Below are 15908 nucleotides of genomic sequence, written 5' to 3' on the forward strand. Positions count from 1 at the left end.
ACGTGCTCGCGCCCGAACGTCGCACACGGGCCGACCTGATCATTGCAGCGATACTCGTTGCCGCCGTCCTGGCGGCGGTGAGTGTCGTGTGGCTGCGGTCGGACGCACGCGGCACCACGTCGATCACCTGGGAGGGGGCGACCAGCGCCCCTCCTGTCGCGAAGTCCGTGCCCGACACCCTCGCGGAGTCGTGGCGCGCTCGAAGTGCTGCGACGGCACATGCCGTCGTGATCGCCGATACCGCTGCCACGGCCGACGGCGACACCGTTGTCGGACGTGACCTGCAGACGGGCGACGAACGATGGAGCTACCGACGCGACCGCCCCCTGTGTGCCGCGATCGGAGCCTGGGGTCACATCGTGTCGGTCTACAACGATCCACGTGGATGCGGCCAAGTGACAGCGCTCGACGCAGACACCGGTGCCCGTGGCGCACAACGTTCGAGTGATACCGATAACGAGGTGCGTCTCGTCGACACCGGGACACACTTGATCGCACTCGGCGACACCCGCCTGGAAATGTGGCGGTCGGATCTCGTGCGCACGGTCGAGTACGGCCGGGTCGATGCTCCGGTGAACCCAGGCGCACAGCCCCGCAGCGGCTGCGCGCTCCTTTCTGCGGACGCCGACAGCGGTCACCTCGCCGTTCTCGAGCAGTGTTCCAAGGAACCGGCCGCGCGGCTGACGCTGCTCGACACCACACCAGAGGACAGCCAGAAGCCCGAGGAGTTCGCATCCTCGATCCTGCCTGCCGCGGCGCCGGACGGCGATGCGCAGATAGTCGCCGTGGTCGACGACCACACCGCGGTCTATCTTCCTGCCGGCCCCGATGGCGGTGCACGTCTCGAAGTGTTCGACGGCTCAGGTTCGGCGGTCGACCGATACGAGTTGCCGCAGGTGACGAAATCCGGAGTGGACACCGGTCCGGCGGAGAAGTTCGACGATCTGCTCCTGTGGTGGACGGGTACCGACACGATCGCGCTCGACACCGAGGATTTCACGCCCCTCTGGACCGTCCAGGGCACCCTCGGGCACGGCTCCGAGATGGCCGGATCGGTGCTGCTGCCGGTCGACGACGCGATTGCGGTGGTCGATCCGGTCAGCGGCGAGATCGCCCGGACCATCGAGGTCGACCGCGACGCGGACGCCACAGTCTCGTTGTCCGTCGCGGGCGAGACGGTTCTCGAACAACGGGGAGACGACGTGGTCGCGCTGACAGAAAGCGGTCGACGTTGAAGTAGCCGATCAGCCGTTGCTGATCGGTTCCCGGCCTACGCCTCGGCTTGGACGGCGAGCGTGGCCGGCTTCGCACCGCTCGCCCAGCACTCCAGCAGGTTCTCCGCGAGTTCCCGGTATGCCTGCGCGCCCTTGTTCTTGCGCCCGGACAGCACTGTCGCGCCCGACGCCGACGCTTCGGCGAACCGCACTGTCCGCGGAATCGGGGGTGCGAGGACGGGCAGGCCGTACCGATCGGACACGTCGGCGAGCACGTCACGACTGTGCGTGGTCCGCGCGTCGTACAAGGTCGGTAGGGCTCCGAGCATCTCCAGATCCGGGTTTGTGATCTGCTTCACCTCATCGACCGTGCGCAGTAACTGCCCGACACCCCGGTGCGCAAGGGTCTCGCACTGCAGCGGTACCAGGACCGAGCGGGCGGCGGTCAGGCCGTTGAGGGTGAGGATGCCGAGGGACGGCGGGCAATCGACGATGATGACGTCGTAATCGTCCTCGGTCGCGGCGAGAGCGCGCCTGAGGACGTACTCACGTCCGGGACGCATCAACAGCAGCGCTTCCGCCCCCGCGAGGTCGATCGTCGCGGGCAGCAGCGTCAGCCCCTCCCCCGTCTCCAGGAGCACTTCCCCCATCTCGGCGTCGCCCATGAGCACGTCGTGCACAGATCGCTCGAGCCGATCCGGGTTGTGTCCCAGGGAAAATGTCAGACATCCCTGCGGGTCGAGATCCACCACGAGGACGCGCTGCCCGAGATCCACCAGGGCAGCGCCCAGTGACGCGACAGTGGTCGTCTTGGCGACGCCACCCTTCTGATTTGCCACCGCAAGTACTGTTGCCACGCGTCGATCCTCGCTCATTGCGGCACCGCGCGCGAGACTTGACGTTTCCACAGTTGCCCGGGCGAATCACCGGTGCACCGTTCGCCACGACACCAGGAGGCACCTCGCCTGTGATCCGCCGAGCCCGTCCCGATGACATCACCGCCGTCACCGACCTGATCTACGCCCTCGCCGAGTACGAACATGCGCGGGAACTGTGCACGGTGGTTCCGGAGCAGGTCCACACCGCTCTGTTCGGGCCTGACCCCTCGGTGTTCGCTCACGTCGCGGAAGAACCAGGCGGCTCGGTGGTGGGCGTCGCGCTGTGGTTCCGGAACTTCTCGACGTGGGACGGCGTACACGGCATCTACCTCGAGGACTTGTTCGTCCTCCCGGAGCACCGAGGCGCGGGATACGGGCGCGGCCTGCTCGCGGCCCTCGCCCGCGAGTGCGTCGAACGCGAGTACACACGTCTGAGTTGGTCTGTGCTGGACTGGAACGAGCCGTCCATCGGTTTCTACCGGTCTCTGGGCGCGGAGTCTCAGGACGAGTGGACGACCTTCCGGCTCAGCGGAGAAGCATTACGTGCGCTCGGAACCTGAACCGCTTCCGGTACCTGTCTCGGTGTCCGATTCCGGCGGTGCGTCCGGTGCATAGTCCTGCGCGAGCCACCCCGTCGTCGCCGGTGCGAACAGCAACACCAAGGCCGGAATCACGATCACTGCCATCAACGTTCCGAGCAGGGGCTGATGCGAGTCGGTGAGCAGCGACCACACCACGGGCAACAGAAGGATCTGCGCAACCACCGCTACAGCACGACCCCACCGCGCACCCCGCAACAATGCGATGCCCGCGGCCAGGACACCACCGAACAACAGACCCAGCCACATCGCGAACCCGTAGCCGTTCGTCACCGACTGGTCGTGTTCACCCGATGCGGCGCGAAAGATCGAGTACACCGCGAACCCCATCGCCACGGCACCCTCGAGAACGACGAGTATGCCGGCGATACGGACCGTCGACGGAATGGCGCTGCGGGAAGATTCGGTGGTCACCCGGCCAGCGTAGTGGACCCGACCAGGACCACTTAGGCTGATCTTCCGTGCGTGCACTGCTGATCGTGAACCCCAACGCGACGACGACCACACCGGCCGGTCGCGACCGACTCGCTCACGCTCTGTCAAGCCGGGTCGCGCTGACCGTGGCACATACGACACACCGCGGACATGCTGCGGAGCTTGCCCGATCGGCGCACGCCGACGGTATGGACGTGGTCATCGCTCACGGGGGCGACGGCACGGTCAACGAGATCGTCAACGGAATGCTCGGCGACCCGTCCCCTCGGGCCGCAGATCCGTCGATGCCTCTGCTCGCTGTGGTTCCCGGCGGTTCGGCGAATGTGTTCGCGCGCTCGTTGGGGATCGCCGCCGATCCGATGGAGGCCACCGAGCAACTGCTGACGCTGCTCGCCGAGCGGTCCCGCCGCCGGATCGGGCTCGGATTCTGTGAGGACCGCTGGTTCGTCTTCAACGCGGGCCTGGGACTCGACGCTCAGGTGTGTGAGGCCATCGACCTGTCGCGGGCCTCCGGAAAGAAGGTCACCTCCGCGCGGTACGTGAGGCACTCCGTCAAACAGTTCTTCGAATCGAAGAAGGTGGCGCCCGCGCTGGCCCTCGAGATTCCCGGCCGTGATCGCGTCGACTGCGTGTACTACGTCTTCGTGTCGAACTCGAGTCCGTGGACCTTCCTCGACAAGCGACCGGTGCACACCAATCCCGGCACGTCTTTCGATACCGGACTGGGTGTATTCGCTATGACCACCACACGGGTAGCCGCGAGCCTGAGAGTGGTGCGTCAATTGCTGGCCCCACACGGCGAACCGGAATCCCCACATCTGATTCGTGTCGACGACACTCCGCGGGTACGGGCAGTATCCACGCGCCCGATCGGACTTCAGGTCGACGGCGATTACTTGGGAATGCGAACTGACGTCGAATTCGTTTCGGTTCCGGACTTACTGGACGTAGTGGCTCCCGCGTCCGAAACCAAGCCGGTTATTCTGTGATTCGTCTTACATCGCCGCTGGCCAGGGTGTAAAAATGTACTTCGAGAACAACGCGGCATCAATGTCGGCGTGAGCTTCCCCACGGTCGTGGTCGATTCTATTGACTTCACGCTCGTTCGTGAAAGCATTCACAAGTAACTCCGCGGAAATACTTCGCGACTCCAGCATGAACTCGACAAGACCATCATCCGGTGCGCGCAGCACCATCGAAGGAGAGTAGAAGCATGGACTGGCGCCACAAGGCCATCTGCCGCGACGAGGATCCGGAACTGTTCTTCCCAGTGGGAAACAGCGGCCCGGCGCTCGCGCAGATCGCTGATGCCAAGCTCGTGTGCAACCGCTGCCCGGTCACCACCGAGTGTCTCTCGTGGGCACTCGAGTCCGGCCAGGACGCTGGCGTGTGGGGCGGCATGAGCGAGGACGAGCGCCGCGCGCTCAAGCGTCGCAACGCCCGGACCCGGGCACGCACCGCTGTCTGATGTAACTCCTGCGTGAGGCATCGAAGTCCGACGCACGGCCCGGCACCACTTCGGGTGCCGGGCCTTCGTGCGCTCTGAGCCACGTTCTATCGTCGGCTTCCACAAGTGGTCGTCACGTCGGCCGCTTCCCCAGCGGCAGGCTCAGCCGGGCTTCCGTTCCTCCTGAACTGCTCGTCTCCAATTCGATCGACCCTCCCAGCTCGGCTGCGACGAGAGTCCGGACGATCTGCAGGCCGAGACGATCGGAATCCTCGAGGCGGAAACCGTCGGGCAGCCCTTTGCCCTCGTCGTGCACCACCACATCGAGCACACGAGCAGAACGGTGTGCCTTCACGGTCACCGTGCCGTGTGTACCCGGATCGAACGCGTGCTCGACGGCGTTCTGCACGAGTTCGGTGAGGACCATCACGAGCGGGGTCGCCCGGTCTGCGGGAAACACGCCCAGATCCCCCTCCCGATGCACTCGTACCTGGCTGCCGACTGCCGACACATCGACGACGATCGGAATCAACCGATCGAAGACGTCGTCGAGATCGACTTCCTCGTCGACCGACATCGACAGTGCTTCGTGCACCAACGCAATCGACGTCACACGGCGGACCGCCTCGCCGAGTGCCTGCTGTGCTTCCCCGTTGCTCGTGCGGCGCGCCTGCAGTCGCAGAAGCGCCGCGACGGTCTGCAAATTGTTCTTGACCCGGTGGTGGATTTCACGGATCGTCGCGTCCTTGCTCATCAACGCACGGTCGCGCCGCTTGACCTCGGTGACGTCGCGGATGACGACCGCCGCGCCCTCGATCCGGCCCCCAGGAGTCAGAACGAGGGCACGGATCAGGACCGTTGCGCCGCGGGCCTCGACCTCCATGCGCTGCCCGTTGCGGCCCTCCACCGCACTCCTCAGATAGTCGGAGACATCACGGCTCTCGAAGGGGTCGCTGACCAGTGCCCGAGTCGTCTCGATCAGATCCTGCCCGCGTAGATCCGCGTTGAAGCCCATGCGGTGATACGCCGACAGGGCGTTCGGACTCGCGTAGACCACACGTCCTTCCCGATCGAGCCTGATGAAGCCGTCACCGGCGCGGGGACTCGACTTCGTGTCGGAACGTGCCTCGGCGGTCGGGAAACTACCTTCGCTGATCATCCGGTAGAGCGCATCGGCGCATTCCAGATAGGCGGTCTCCAGTGCGCTTGCCGACCGTCTCGACACGCGTGCGGCGTCCCGGCTGAGGACTGCAACTATGTCGTCGCCCCATCGCACCGGAACGGCCTGCCTCATGTTGATCGCATCGCCGGAACCGGGCTGCGCAGTGACGATCCGTCCCGTTTCGAACGCTTCACGAACGTACGGGTGCTCGTCGTCCGAGACGATGATTCCCACGGCGTCCTCCGGCAGCACCGTCGAGGTCGTGGTCGGGCGGCACTGGGCGACGCACACGATGCCTCCTGGCTCCGCACTCACCCACAACAGCACATCGGCGAACGACAGGTCGGCGAGCAACTGCCATTCCCCCACCACCCGCTGGAGGTGGTCAACAGCGGCGCCCGGCAGGTCGGTATGGGTTGCGAGCAGCGCGCTGAGGGTCGACACCGTCCGAATTTCCGTGCTCAGGAGATGACCGCGATGAGGTCACCCTGTTGGATGACGTCGCCGACCGAGACGTCGACCGAGGTCACGGTGCCCGCGTTCTCAGCGATCACCGGAATCTCCATCTTCATCGACTCCAGGATGACCAAGGTATCTCCCTCCGCCACCACATCGCCTTCACTGACAACCACCTCGAAGACGGTGGAGACCATTTCGGCGCGCACATCCTCTGCCATCGAAAACCTCGATTCGCTGCTCCGGAGCCCGGACGGCGGACCTGCTGACAGGGCCACTCGACCGCACGTGGAACACTGTAATCAACCAGAAAGGAGATCCCACCATGGGTAAGCGAGGTCGCAAGAAGCGCAGCCGTAAGGGTAACGCCGCAAACCACGGCAAGCGTCCCAACGCCTGACACGTAGACAGACGTCGAGGGGGCCGGAAAGCAGTGCTTTCCGGCTCCCTCGACGTCGAATTGTGCCAGGAGTCGTACTGCAGCAGTAGACGCCTCGCAGGTGTCGCCCGGCCTAGTCGGTTTCTCTGACGTTCACCACGACGGTTCTCCGGATCTCGATCATCAGGCGCTCCCGCAGCCCCTCCGGCGCGTGTTCACCCCCGCACTTGCGGCTGAGCAGGGCCTTGACCTTCTCCTCGATGCCGTACGTCTCCAGGCACGAACCACAGTCGTCGAGGTGTCGTTGCAGTCGCGTTCTCGACGCTTCGTCGCACTCCGAATCGAGGAGCAGGTACACGTCTGCGATGACCGCTGAGCAGTCGAGTTGCTCGAAATCTGCCTGCTCGCTCACTGCGAGACTCCCTTCTGACCCTCGGTACCGATGGTGGTCACCTCGTCGGAGCCGCGCCCGCGGTCGAACCCGCGTTCACGCGCGACATCGGCGAGGAGCCCCCGCAGTTGCTTGCGACCCCGGTGCAGCCTGGACATCACGGTGCCGATCGGCGTACCCATGATCTCGGCGATCTCCTTGTAAGGGAAGCCCTCGACATCTGCGTAGTACACAGCCATCCGGAAGTCTTCCGGAAGCTCCTGCAGTGCCGCCTTGATGTCGTCGTCGGGCAGTGCATCGAGCGCTTCGACCTCTGCGGACCGCAGACCGGTCGACGAGTGCTCGGCGGTGGCCGCGAGCTGCCAGTCGGTGATCTCGTCCGTCGGGTACTGGGCCGGCTGGCGCTGCCGCTTCCGGTACGTGTTGATGTACGTGTTCGTCAGGATCCGGTACATCCAGGCTTTGAGATTGGTGCCTTCCCGGAACGATCTGAACGCCGAGAAGGCCTTGATGTAGGTCTCCTGCACCAGGTCTTCGGCGTCGGCAGGATTGCGGGTCATCCGCAATGCGGCGCCGTAAAGCTGGTCGAGCAAGGGCATCGCATCCCGCTCGAACCGCTCGGCCAGTTGTTCTGCAGACTCCTCGACCACACCGATCCCTTCACTCATCCCCTCGGTGAAGGCTACCGGGCAGTCGGGATCCGGGCCGGGGGGACGGCGGGGAGGACTCAGTACTGGCACCGGTGCTCCGATCTATTTGCTTCGATATGGTTCGCTCGGCCGGACCGAACTCATCGATCTGCGGCCCACGGGGATCAACAACCCTCCGGTGCGAGTTGTTCCCGAACCCCCGGATTCGCGGGCCTCCCGAAGTCCTCTCGACATCCGCTCCTAGGCTGATACTCATGGCCTCGACGTCGACACCTGCGACCACTCTGCTGAAGCGGGAGAAGGTCGAGCATCTGGTCCACGAATATTCGCACGACCCGAAGTCCGGCTCGTACGGCGCGGAAGCGGTGGACGTCCTCGGTGAGCGACTGGGGGTCGTTCCCGCGCAGATCTTCAAGACACTGGTGATCTCGCTGTCCGACTCGTCGCTCGCGGTCGCGGTCATCCCCGTCCCCGACATGTTGTCGCTCAAGGCCGCGGCGGGGGCACTGGGCGGCGGCAAGGCCGTCCTGGCTGAACGCACGGCGGCCGAACGCGCCACCGGGTACGTACTGGGTGGAATCTCACCGCTCGGCCAACGCAAGCGTTTGCGCACCGTTGTCGATGCCTCCGCGGCGCAGTGGGAACGCGTGCTGTGCAGCGCAGGCAGGCGGGGCCTCGAGATCGAACTCGCGCCCGCCGAATTGATCCGTCTCACCGACGCTGTGGTGGCACCCGTCACTTCGGGGCGCTGACGACCGGTCGATACCCGGGCTCTCTAGAGCAAGGCCAGCTGGTCACCGCTGCCGTCGTACGGTTCCACCAGTTCCGGCCCTTTGTTCCGAACACGGTTCACCTTGTCGGATACGCGCCGAATCTCGATGCCTGCGACCACCTCTGTGCTGGGCACGATCAGATCAGGATGCCCGAGGCTGTCGGGGTCGAGCCACGCATCCCATCGTTCGGAAGGCATGATCAGAGGCATCCGGTGGTGCACATTGCTCAGCTGTTCAATCGAATCCGCGGTGAGAATCGCGGTACTGAGCAGTGGTGGTGCGTCGGGGGTGCGCGGATCGCGCCACACCGCCCACACGCCTGCCATGTAGAGGCGTGAACCGTCCCCTTGCGACATGAAATACGGAATCTTGCGGGTCTTGCCGCCGGACGCCGGTTCGAGCTGCCATTCGTACCAGCCGTCCATCGGTACCAGGCAGCGCTTGTAGCGGAGCGACTGTGAGAAGGACGGTTTGGTCGCGACAGACTCGGAACGGGCGTTGATCAACGGCGCACTCGTGCCGACCTCCTTCGCGAAGGACGGCACCAGACCCCAGCGCATGCGGCGGATTCTGCGTCGAGCGGGGCTTTCCGGATCGTCACGATCGTGTCGTGCCACCACGGTGAGCACACCGGTCGTGGGCGCCACGTTGTACTCGGGCACGATCTCGGCGTCGCCCGTCTCGGCGATCGCGTCGAGCTCGGTTGCCAACATCGCCGGATCCGCCGTGATCGCATACCTGCCGCACATGCCACGAGTGTGTCAGCCGGACCCTGCACCTCGCCATTTCACCGCGCCGAACCATCCGCAGTCGAGGACCGACCGGTCGATGGGCGAAGATGGTCGGGTGAGCCTGTGGAGAGCACCTCGAGCCGTGAACTCGATCGACGCGTCCGTTGCCCTGCCCGGATCGAAGTCGATCACGAACCGCGCCCTGATCCTGGCCGCGCTGGCCGACGGGCCGTCGACGATCACCGGGGCATTGCGCAGCCGCGACACCGACCTGATGATCGAGGCCGTGCGCGCAGTCGGTGCCACCATCGCCGAGCGCGACGGCGGCACGACACTCGAGATCACACCCGGCACGTTGCACGGCGGGTCGGTCGAGTGCGGCCTGGCAGGCACGGTCATGCGGTTCGTACCGCCGCTGGCTGCGCTGGCCGACGGCGACGTGCATTTCGACGGGGACGAGCAGGCACGGGTCCGCCCGATGGGCACCGTCCTCGACGCGCTACGCGGCCTCGGCGCCGACATCGACGGCGACGGGCTTCCGTTCACCGTACGAGGCGAGGGCAGAGTACGCGGCGGCAGCGTCACCATCGATGCGTCCGGGTCCTCACAGTTCGTCTCGGGTCTGCTGCTGTCGGCCGCTTCCTTCGACACCGGTGTCGTCGTGCATCACGACGGCAAGCCGGTGCCGTCGATGCCGCATATCGAGATGACCGTCGAAATGCTTCGGGCGGCAGGGGTTTCCGTCGACACATCCGAGGCGAATACGTGGCGCGTCGCGCCGGGCACGATCAAGGCCCACGACGTGAAGGTCGAACCCGATCTGTCGAACGCCACACCGTTCCTCGCCGCCGCAGCGGTCACCGGCGGCACCGTCTCGGTGCCGCTGTGGCCTACGAGCACCACCCAGGCCGGGGATGCGATCCGCGGCATTCTCGAGCACATGGGCGCCGACGTGTCATTGGCCGACGGTGTCCTCACCGTGCGCGGACCGCAGCGACTCGTCGGCATCGACGTCGACCTGCACGACGTCGGAGAGTTGACTCCCACCGTCGCTGCGCTCGCCGCGTTCGCGACGACCCCGTCGCACCTGCGCGGAATCGCTCACCTGCGGGGCCACGAAACCGACCGGCTCGCTGCTCTCACCGCCGAGATCAACGGTCTCGGCGGATCTGTCAGCGAGACCGACGACGGCCTGCGAATCGAGCCGACGCCGCTACGCGGCGGTGTGTGGCGGTCGTACGCGGATCACCGGATGGCCACTGCCGGCGCGATCATAGGTCTCGTGATCGACGGAGTCGACGTCGAGGACATCGGCACGACGGCGAAGACACTGCCGGGCTTCGAGGCGCTGTGGGGATCGATGTTGACGGGAGTGCGCTCCTGAAACGGCGGCAGTACGACGAGTCCGATGTCCGGGTCCGCCCGGGCAGGGGTTCGCGACCGCGTACCAAGGATCGACCGGCCCACCGCGATGCGATGGACGGAATGGTCGTCTCCGTCGACCGCGGTCGGTGGGGTGTGGTCCTCGGCGGCGACCCGGAACGCACCGTCACCACGATGCGCGCCCGCGAACTGGGCCGGACTCCGATCGTTGTCGGCGACCAAGTGGGCGTGGTCGGTGATCTGTCGGGCCGTCCCGATACGCTGGCCCGGATCGTGCGCGTGGACGACCGCACCACGGTGCTGCGTCGCACCGCGGACGACACCGACCCGTACGAACGGGTAGTGGTTGCCAACGCCTCGCATCTGCTGATCGTCGTCGCGCTTGCCGATCCTCCCCCGCGCACCGGTCTCGTGGAGCGCGCACTGGTGGCCGCGTTCACTGGTGGGTTGACGCCGGTGCTGTGCCTGACGAAGAGCGACCTGGCCGATCCCGACGAGTTCGCCGCACACTTCGCAGACCTCGCCGTTCCGGTGATGCTCGTCGGGCAGGACAACGACCTCACCGAGCTGACCGCACTGCTGCACGGCCGCGTGACGGCGCTGATCGGCCATTCCGGCGTGGGTAAGTCGACTCTGGTGAATCGGCTGGTCCCCGACGCCGCACGCGCCACCGGTGTCGTCTCCGGAGTCGGCAAGGGGCGTCACACATCCACGCAGTCCGTTGCTCTGCCGCTCCCCGGCGGCGGGTGGGTCGTCGACACACCGGGTATCCGGTCGTTCGGACTCGCGCACATCGAATCCGACGACGTCGTAGGCGCATTCTCCGATCTTGCGGTTGCCGTCGAGCAGTGCCCCCGCGGGTGCACCCATCTCGGACCGCCGGCAGATCCCGAATGTGCACTCGACAAACTCGAAGGTCAGTCGTTCCGCCGCGCGATGGCGGTACGGGAGCTGCTCGCCGCGCTCGCCACCAACGACTCCTGGTGATCTGTACTACGCACCAGAGCCCGGCTTCGTCGAAACGAAGCCGGGCTCTGGTGTTTCTGTGTGACGTGACGGTCAGCGCATCCCGAGCACACGGCGGACGAGACCACGCTTGCGGGTCTTCTCGATGGCGGTCGCCAGCCCCAGCCTGCGGCCGGTGACCGGATCCACCTCAGCAGATCCGCCGAAACCGCGTTCGGAGGCCGTCTCGGGCGCGGCGTCGCGAGTGTCTTTGAGGAACTTGTCGGGCAGCGACAGCTTGGCAATGGTCCGCCATGACTTCCAGTACTGCACCGCGAGCGGACCTGTCGTATACGGCAGGTCGTATTTGTCGCAGAGTTGACGCACCCGCACGGCAATCTCGGCGTACCGGTTCGACGGTAGATCCGGGTAGATGTGATGCTCGATCTGGTAGCTCAGGTTTCCGGTCATGAAATCCATGACCTTGCCACCCGAGATGTTCGCCGACCCGAGCATCTGTCGCAGGTACCACTCGGCGTGGGTCTCGTTCTCTATGTCCTGCTTGGTGAACTTCTCGGCTCCGTCAGGGAAGTGCCCGCAGAAGATCACGGCGTTGGTCCACAGGTTGCGGACGAGGTTCGCGGTGGCGTTGGCCTTGATCGTGGACTTCCATGCCTTGCCGGTCAGCGCCGGATAGACCACGTAGTCGCGGAGGTTCTGCTTGCCGATCTTGGCGAGCACTTCCTTGCCACGCGCCTTCGTCAGTTCACGATCGTCACGGCCCTGGATGACCTTGCCGAGTTCGAGGAGCTGAATCGCGATGCCGTATTGGAACAGCGAGGCGAGGATCGCGTTGTATGCGACGTTGCCGAGGTAGAACGGCTTCCATCGCTGATCGCGCGTGACCCGGAGCAATCCGTATCCGACATCGTCGTCCATGCCCAGGATGTTGGTGTACTTGTGGTGGTGGTGATTGTGGGTTGTCTTCCAGTGCGCGGACGGGTCGACGTTGTCCCATTCCCAGCTCGCCGAGTGCACCTCCGGGTCGTTCATCCAATCCCACTGCCCGTGCATCACATTGTGCCCGAGCTCCATGTTCTCGATGATCTTCGACAGGGACAGCATGGTGGTCCCGAGAATCCAGAGCGGACGCTTCCGCGAGCCGAGCAGCACCACGCGCCCCCCGATCTCGAGACCACGCTGCAGCCGGATGGTGTTGCGGACGTAGCGGGCATCACGCTCACCGCGCGAGTCCTCCACATCGCGCCTGATCGCGTCGAGTTCGCGACCGATAGCCTCGACGTCGGCCTCCGTGAGGTGCGCATACTCCTTGACATCCGAAATCGCCATGCACTTACCCTACCGTAGGTTACGACTCCGTAGGTTAACGGATTTCGGTCTGTGACGGGAATCACGCACTGCGGTGCGCGTGCGGCTTCCCGTGTCGCACAGCAGTCTTCATGCGTCTTCCCGCGACGGCGCCCTCCGCGTGCGCCCGCAACGCGGTGAGCAGACCTCGTCGCCGGCCCGTGATCGGATCTGTGGCAATAGCAGGCAATCCCACATTCGCTCGCACGTGCCGGAACTTGCGCTCGGACGAGGTCTCCGGCGCATCGTCGGATGTCGCCTGCAAGAACCGGTCGGGAAGAGCAAGTTTGTGAATCGTCCGCAGAGCGAGCCAGTACTGACGCCCCAGCGACCCGGTCGTGTAGGGCAGATCATATTTGCCACACAACGCACGAACCCGGGCCGCGATCTCGGGAAGCCGATTACTCGGCAGATCCGGGAACAGATGGTGCTCGATCTGGTAACTCAGATTGCCCGTCATGAAGCCCATGATCTTGCCGCCCGAGATATTCGCGCTACCGAGCAACTGGCGCAGATACCACTGCCCGCGCGTCTCACGCTCGAATTCGCCGGGAGTGAACTTCTCCGCGCCGTCAGGGAAATGCCCGCAGAAGATCACCGCGTACGCCCAGAGATTGCGGACGAGATTCGCAGTGAGATTCGCCTTCAGTGTCGATCGCCATGCAGGACCCGTGACCGCGGGGAACAACACGCCGTCCTTGAGGACCTGCTTGCCCGCTTTGACGGCGAACTCCTTGTTCGGACCTGAATTCCATTGCGTACGAGGAATACCCGAAAGTTCTTTCGCTGCCGAGAGATCGTGCAGCGCGATGCCCCACTCGAAGGTCGCAGCTAGGATCACGTTCGCCACCGGCTGCAGGAGGTTGATCGGACGCCACTTCTCGTCGCGAGTCATCCGGAGGATTCCGAATCCGACGTCGTCGTCCATCCCCACGATGTTCGTGTACGTGTGGTGCGCGTAGTTGTGGGCACGCTTCCAATGTTCGGACGGACCCGTCTGATCCCATTCCCAGGATGTCGAGTGGATCTCGGGATCGTTCATCCAATCCCACTGCCCGTGCATCACATTGTGCCCGAGCTCCATGTTCTCGATGATCTTCGATAGAGACAACGATGCAGTGCCCAACAACCACCACGTCCGCTCTCGGGACCGGAACAGCGCCAAGCGCCCGACGACCTCGAGTGCCCGCTGCAGCCGGATGGTGTTGTGGATGTACCGCGCATCGCGCACACCGCGCGACCGCTCGATATCTGTTCGAATCGCGTCGAACTCACGTCCGAGCGCCTCGACATCGGCATCGGTCAGATGCGCGAATTCGCGAATATCGCTGATAGCCAAACGGGGCCCTTCCCCCTGTGTTGAACGACCTGTGTCGAACGACGCGGTCAGGCGTCGAGCGTGCAATCGCCCGCGGCCGCAGAAATGCAGGTCTGGACACGTTCGCCCTCTGCATGCTCCTTGCCCGACCGAAGGTCGACGATGTGCCCCTTTGCCAACGGCACAACACAAGTCTGACAGATTCCCATGCGACAGCCGAACGGCATGAGAGCACCGACACTCTCCCCTGCCTCGAGCAGGGTCGTTGCGCCGTCGACGGCGACCGTCTTACCCGACTTGGCGAAGGTCACCGTACCGCCGGATCCCGACGTGTCGGCTCGGGACACCGCGAATCGCTCGAGGTGGAGTTTCTCATCGACACCCGCACGCTTCCAGAACGCAGCGATATCGTCGAGCATCGCCTGAGGACCGCAGGCCCAGACCGTGCGGTCGCGCCAATCCGGGCACACCTCGTCGAGGCTCGACAGAGCGAACTTGCCCTGTTCGCGCGTGAACTGCAGGTGCGAACGGAATTGGTCGTGGCTTTCGTCGAATCCCTCCAGTTCTGAGCGGAACATCACGCTGTCCGCGGCGGGCGCCGAGTGGACATGAACGACGTCCGAGATCGCAGCGTCTCGTTCGGTCGCGCGGCGATCGAGCGTCCGGAGCATCGACATGATCGGCGTGATACCACTACCCGCCGTGAGGAAGAGAATCTTCTCGGGGGGCGGATCCGGAAGGACGAAGTCCCCCTGAGGGGCCGCCAGCCGAACAACAGTACCGGCCGGAACACCGCTGACCAGGTGGCTGGAGAGAAAACCCTCCGGCATCGCCTTCACAGCGATCGAGATGAGCTTGTCGTCGCGAACGGGCGTGGAGGTCAGTGAATACGACCGCCAGTGCCAGCGCCCCTCGATGTGCAGCCCGATACCTACGTACTGGCCCGGCTCGTACTCGAAGTCGAAACCCCACCCCGGGCGGATGACGATCGTGGCGGAGTCGGGCGTCTCCGAACGCACTTCCACGATTCTGCCGCGGAGCTCACGTGCCGACCAGAGCGGATTGACCAGATGGAGGTAGTCGTCGGGCAGCAATGGCGTGGTCACACGCGCAACGGCGCCGCGCAGCACATTCGACAAGGACCGCTCCGAAGACACGACGTGTGCCGCCGGCTTCTCGATCCATTCCTTCAAACCCATCCGACACCTTCTCCTCGCCGACTCCTACGCCACCGTAGGTTAACAGAAGCTACGGTGGCGTAGGTTGCGAGATCTCAGAGCAGCTCCAGAAGGAAAGGCACCTCCTGAGCCGCATACCACGCGAGCTCGTGATCCTCGGCGTCGCCGAGCACGAATTCCGCTTCCTCATCACCGAGATCCGCCGCGTCGATCACCGCCACGGCCCGCGCGACATCGCTCTCGGCCGTGCCCAGATCGACGTGGACCGACGCGAGAGCCGACATCGGAACCGGCGCGTCGAGCCTGATCACCGCATCGTCGAGATCGGGGCGGGGCGTCGCGACGTCGACGTCTGCCGCGATCACGACGCGCCGAGGTCCGAACGTCCCGTCGTCGTCCTCCGCTGCGAGCAGGCGCAGCGAGGCTCTGGCGGCCTCTCCCATCGCAACCTCGGCCAGCTCATCGTCGTCGCCCGCCGTATACGCCTCACGCAACGCAGCAGTGACAGCGAAGGCCGTCCCGCTGACGGCCTCGATCCGGCCGTCGGCCACGAGCCGCTGCAACATCGCGAGCGTCGCCGGCACATAGACGCGCGTCACTT

Annotated in this window: 20 protein-coding genes; 8 read left to right on the plus strand and 12 right to left on the minus strand. The window is 65.0% G+C overall.

Annotated features, from left to right (window positions below):
- The first annotated feature begins 2 nt into the window (after nt 1-2).
- The gene (locus ACTDXD_RS00705) at nt 3-1235 is read left to right on the plus strand and encodes an Rv3212 family protein (RefSeq protein WP_440125315.1); all 1233 of its coding nucleotides are present in this window, start codon (nt 3-5) and stop codon (nt 1233-1235) included.
- 35 nt (nt 1236-1270) lie between these two features.
- On the opposite strand, the gene ACTDXD_RS00710 is transcribed toward ACTDXD_RS00705, so the two are convergent.
- Complete coding sequence (locus ACTDXD_RS00710) at nt 1271-2071, minus strand: ParA family protein (RefSeq protein ID WP_440125316.1); 801 nt, start codon at nt 2069-2071, stop codon at nt 1271-1273.
- Between the two features lie 110 nt (nt 2072-2181).
- On the opposite strand from ACTDXD_RS00710, the gene ACTDXD_RS00715 reads away from it, so the two are divergent.
- On the plus strand, nt 2182-2652 hold the full coding sequence (locus ACTDXD_RS00715) for an N-acetyltransferase family protein (RefSeq protein WP_440125317.1): 471 nt from the start codon (nt 2182-2184) through the stop codon (nt 2650-2652).
- On the opposite strand, the gene ACTDXD_RS00720 is transcribed toward ACTDXD_RS00715, so the two are convergent.
- Complete coding sequence (locus tag ACTDXD_RS00720) at nt 2632-3105, minus strand: hypothetical protein (RefSeq protein ID WP_440125318.1); 474 nt, start codon at nt 3103-3105, stop codon at nt 2632-2634. The genes ACTDXD_RS00715 and ACTDXD_RS00720 overlap by 21 nt on opposite strands.
- A gap of 47 nt (nt 3106-3152) precedes the next feature.
- Between ACTDXD_RS00720 and ACTDXD_RS00725 the strand changes: the two genes are divergently transcribed.
- On the plus strand, nt 3153-4115 hold the full coding sequence (locus tag ACTDXD_RS00725) for a diacylglycerol/lipid kinase family protein (protein ID WP_440125319.1): 963 nt from the start codon (nt 3153-3155) through the stop codon (nt 4113-4115).
- Between the two features lie 6 nt (nt 4116-4121).
- Here ACTDXD_RS00725 and ACTDXD_RS00730 read toward each other — a convergent pair whose 3' ends face one another.
- Complete coding sequence (locus tag ACTDXD_RS00730; RefSeq protein WP_440125320.1) at nt 4122-4322, minus strand: hypothetical protein; 201 nt, start codon at nt 4320-4322, stop codon at nt 4122-4124.
- 17 nt (nt 4323-4339) lie between these two features.
- Between ACTDXD_RS00730 and ACTDXD_RS00735 the strand changes: the two genes are divergently transcribed.
- The gene (locus ACTDXD_RS00735) at nt 4340-4594 is read left to right on the plus strand and encodes a WhiB family transcriptional regulator (RefSeq protein ID WP_132470936.1); all 255 of its coding nucleotides are present in this window, start codon (nt 4340-4342) and stop codon (nt 4592-4594) included.
- A 112-nt stretch (nt 4595-4706) separates the two neighbouring features.
- Here the strand turns inward: ACTDXD_RS00735 and ACTDXD_RS00740 are convergent, their stop codons facing one another.
- Together ACTDXD_RS00740 and ACTDXD_RS00745 are read right to left on the minus strand one after the other, a co-directional pair.
- A complete protein-coding gene (locus tag ACTDXD_RS00740) occupies nt 4707-6179 on the minus strand; it encodes a sensor histidine kinase (RefSeq protein WP_440125321.1) in 1473 nt (490 codons plus the stop codon).
- A 17-nt stretch (nt 6180-6196) separates the two neighbouring features.
- Nucleotides 6197-6412 (minus strand): biotin/lipoyl-binding carrier protein, encoded by a 216-nt coding sequence (locus tag ACTDXD_RS00745; RefSeq protein WP_169685882.1) that lies wholly within the window; start codon nt 6410-6412, stop codon nt 6197-6199.
- Nucleotides 6413-6516: 104 nt separating this feature from the next.
- Here ACTDXD_RS00745 and ACTDXD_RS00750 point away from each other — a divergent pair, with 104 nt between their 5' ends.
- Nucleotides 6517-6591, plus strand: a complete 75-nt coding sequence (locus ACTDXD_RS00750) for a 50S ribosomal protein bL37 (protein ID WP_022597109.1) — start codon at nt 6517-6519, stop codon at nt 6589-6591.
- A 112-nt stretch (nt 6592-6703) separates the two neighbouring features.
- On the opposite strand, the gene rsrA is transcribed toward ACTDXD_RS00750, so the two are convergent.
- Together rsrA and ACTDXD_RS00760 are read right to left on the minus strand one after the other, a co-directional pair.
- Nucleotides 6704-6982, minus strand: coding sequence for a mycothiol system anti-sigma-R factor (gene rsrA, locus ACTDXD_RS00755; protein WP_440125322.1), 279 nt, complete (start codon nt 6980-6982; stop codon nt 6704-6706).
- Entirely contained in the window at nt 6979-7629 is a 651-nt protein-coding gene (locus ACTDXD_RS00760; RefSeq protein WP_440125323.1) for a sigma-70 family RNA polymerase sigma factor, read from the minus strand. Before ACTDXD_RS00760 ends, rsrA begins: the two co-directional genes overlap by 4 nt.
- Before the next feature lie 236 nt (nt 7630-7865).
- Here ACTDXD_RS00760 and ybaK point away from each other — a divergent pair, with 236 nt between their 5' ends.
- Nucleotides 7866-8363, plus strand: a complete 498-nt coding sequence (gene ybaK, locus ACTDXD_RS00765) for a Cys-tRNA(Pro) deacylase (protein ID WP_440125324.1) — start codon at nt 7866-7868, stop codon at nt 8361-8363.
- A gap of 23 nt (nt 8364-8386) precedes the next feature.
- Here the strand turns inward: ybaK and ACTDXD_RS00770 are convergent, their stop codons facing one another.
- On the minus strand, nt 8387-9133 hold the full coding sequence (locus ACTDXD_RS00770; protein WP_440125325.1) for an SOS response-associated peptidase: 747 nt from the start codon (nt 9131-9133) through the stop codon (nt 8387-8389).
- Nucleotides 9134-9212: 79 nt separating this feature from the next.
- Between ACTDXD_RS00770 and aroA the strand changes: the two genes are divergently transcribed.
- Entirely contained in the window at nt 9213-10499 is a 1287-nt protein-coding gene (aroA, locus tag ACTDXD_RS00775; RefSeq protein WP_440125326.1) for a 3-phosphoshikimate 1-carboxyvinyltransferase, read from the plus strand.
- Nucleotides 10466-11485, plus strand: a complete 1020-nt coding sequence (gene rsgA / locus ACTDXD_RS00780) for a ribosome small subunit-dependent GTPase A (protein ID WP_440125327.1) — start codon at nt 10466-10468, stop codon at nt 11483-11485. Before aroA ends, rsgA begins: the two co-directional genes overlap by 34 nt.
- 72 nt (nt 11486-11557) lie before the next feature.
- On the opposite strand, the gene ACTDXD_RS00785 is transcribed toward rsgA, so the two are convergent.
- The 4 genes from ACTDXD_RS00785 to ACTDXD_RS00800 form a co-directional block, all read right to left on the minus strand.
- Entirely contained in the window at nt 11558-12793 is a 1236-nt protein-coding gene (locus ACTDXD_RS00785) for a fatty acid desaturase family protein (RefSeq protein WP_440125328.1), read from the minus strand.
- A gap of 61 nt (nt 12794-12854) precedes the next feature.
- Nucleotides 12855-14150: a fatty acid desaturase family protein gene (locus tag ACTDXD_RS00790; protein WP_440125329.1), complete on the minus strand. Its 1296-nt coding sequence runs from the start codon at nt 14148-14150 to the stop codon at nt 12855-12857.
- Between the two features lie 47 nt (nt 14151-14197).
- A complete protein-coding gene (locus tag ACTDXD_RS00795; RefSeq protein WP_440125330.1) occupies nt 14198-15328 on the minus strand; it encodes a ferredoxin reductase in 1131 nt (376 codons plus the stop codon).
- Nucleotides 15329-15402: 74 nt separating this feature from the next.
- The gene (locus ACTDXD_RS00800) at nt 15403-15906 is read right to left on the minus strand and encodes a DUF6912 family protein (protein ID WP_440125331.1); all 504 of its coding nucleotides are present in this window, start codon (nt 15904-15906) and stop codon (nt 15403-15405) included.
- Between the last annotated feature and the right edge of the window lie 2 nt (nt 15907-15908).

It is taken from the genome of Rhodococcus sp. SJ-3 (genome assembly GCF_051918125.1).
Taxonomy (GTDB): Bacteria; Actinomycetota; Actinomycetes; order Mycobacteriales; family Mycobacteriaceae; genus Rhodococcus.

What these genes read in the sequence shown, in the direction of transcription:
- ACTDXD_RS00730 (WP_440125320.1), bottom strand. Translation starts at nt 4,322, where the DNA reads ATGGTGCTGCGCGCACCGGATGATGGTCTTGTCGAGTTCATGCTGGAG.
- ACTDXD_RS00735 (WP_132470936.1), top strand. Translation starts at nt 4,340, where the DNA reads ATGGACTGGCGCCACAAGGCCATCTGCCGCGACGAGGATCCGGAACTG.
- ACTDXD_RS00745 (WP_169685882.1), bottom strand. Translation starts at nt 6,412, where the DNA reads ATGGCAGAGGATGTGCGCGCCGAAATGGTCTCCACCGTCTTCGAGGTG.
- ACTDXD_RS00760 (WP_440125323.1), bottom strand. Translation starts at nt 7,629, where the DNA reads ATGAGTGAAGGGATCGGTGTGGTCGAGGAGTCTGCAGAACAACTGGCC.
- ybaK (WP_440125324.1), top strand. Translation starts at nt 7,866, where the DNA reads ATGGCCTCGACGTCGACACCTGCGACCACTCTGCTGAAGCGGGAGAAG.
- ACTDXD_RS00770 (WP_440125325.1), bottom strand. Translation starts at nt 9,133, where the DNA reads ATGTGCGGCAGGTATGCGATCACGGCGGATCCGGCGATGTTGGCAACC.
- aroA (WP_440125326.1), top strand. Translation starts at nt 9,213, where the DNA reads ATGGGCGAAGATGGTCGGGTGAGCCTGTGGAGAGCACCTCGAGCCGTG.
- ACTDXD_RS00785 (WP_440125328.1), bottom strand. Translation starts at nt 12,793, where the DNA reads ATGGCGATTTCGGATGTCAAGGAGTATGCGCACCTCACGGAGGCCGAC.
- ACTDXD_RS00795 (WP_440125330.1), bottom strand. Translation starts at nt 15,328, where the DNA reads ATGGGTTTGAAGGAATGGATCGAGAAGCCGGCGGCACACGTCGTGTCT.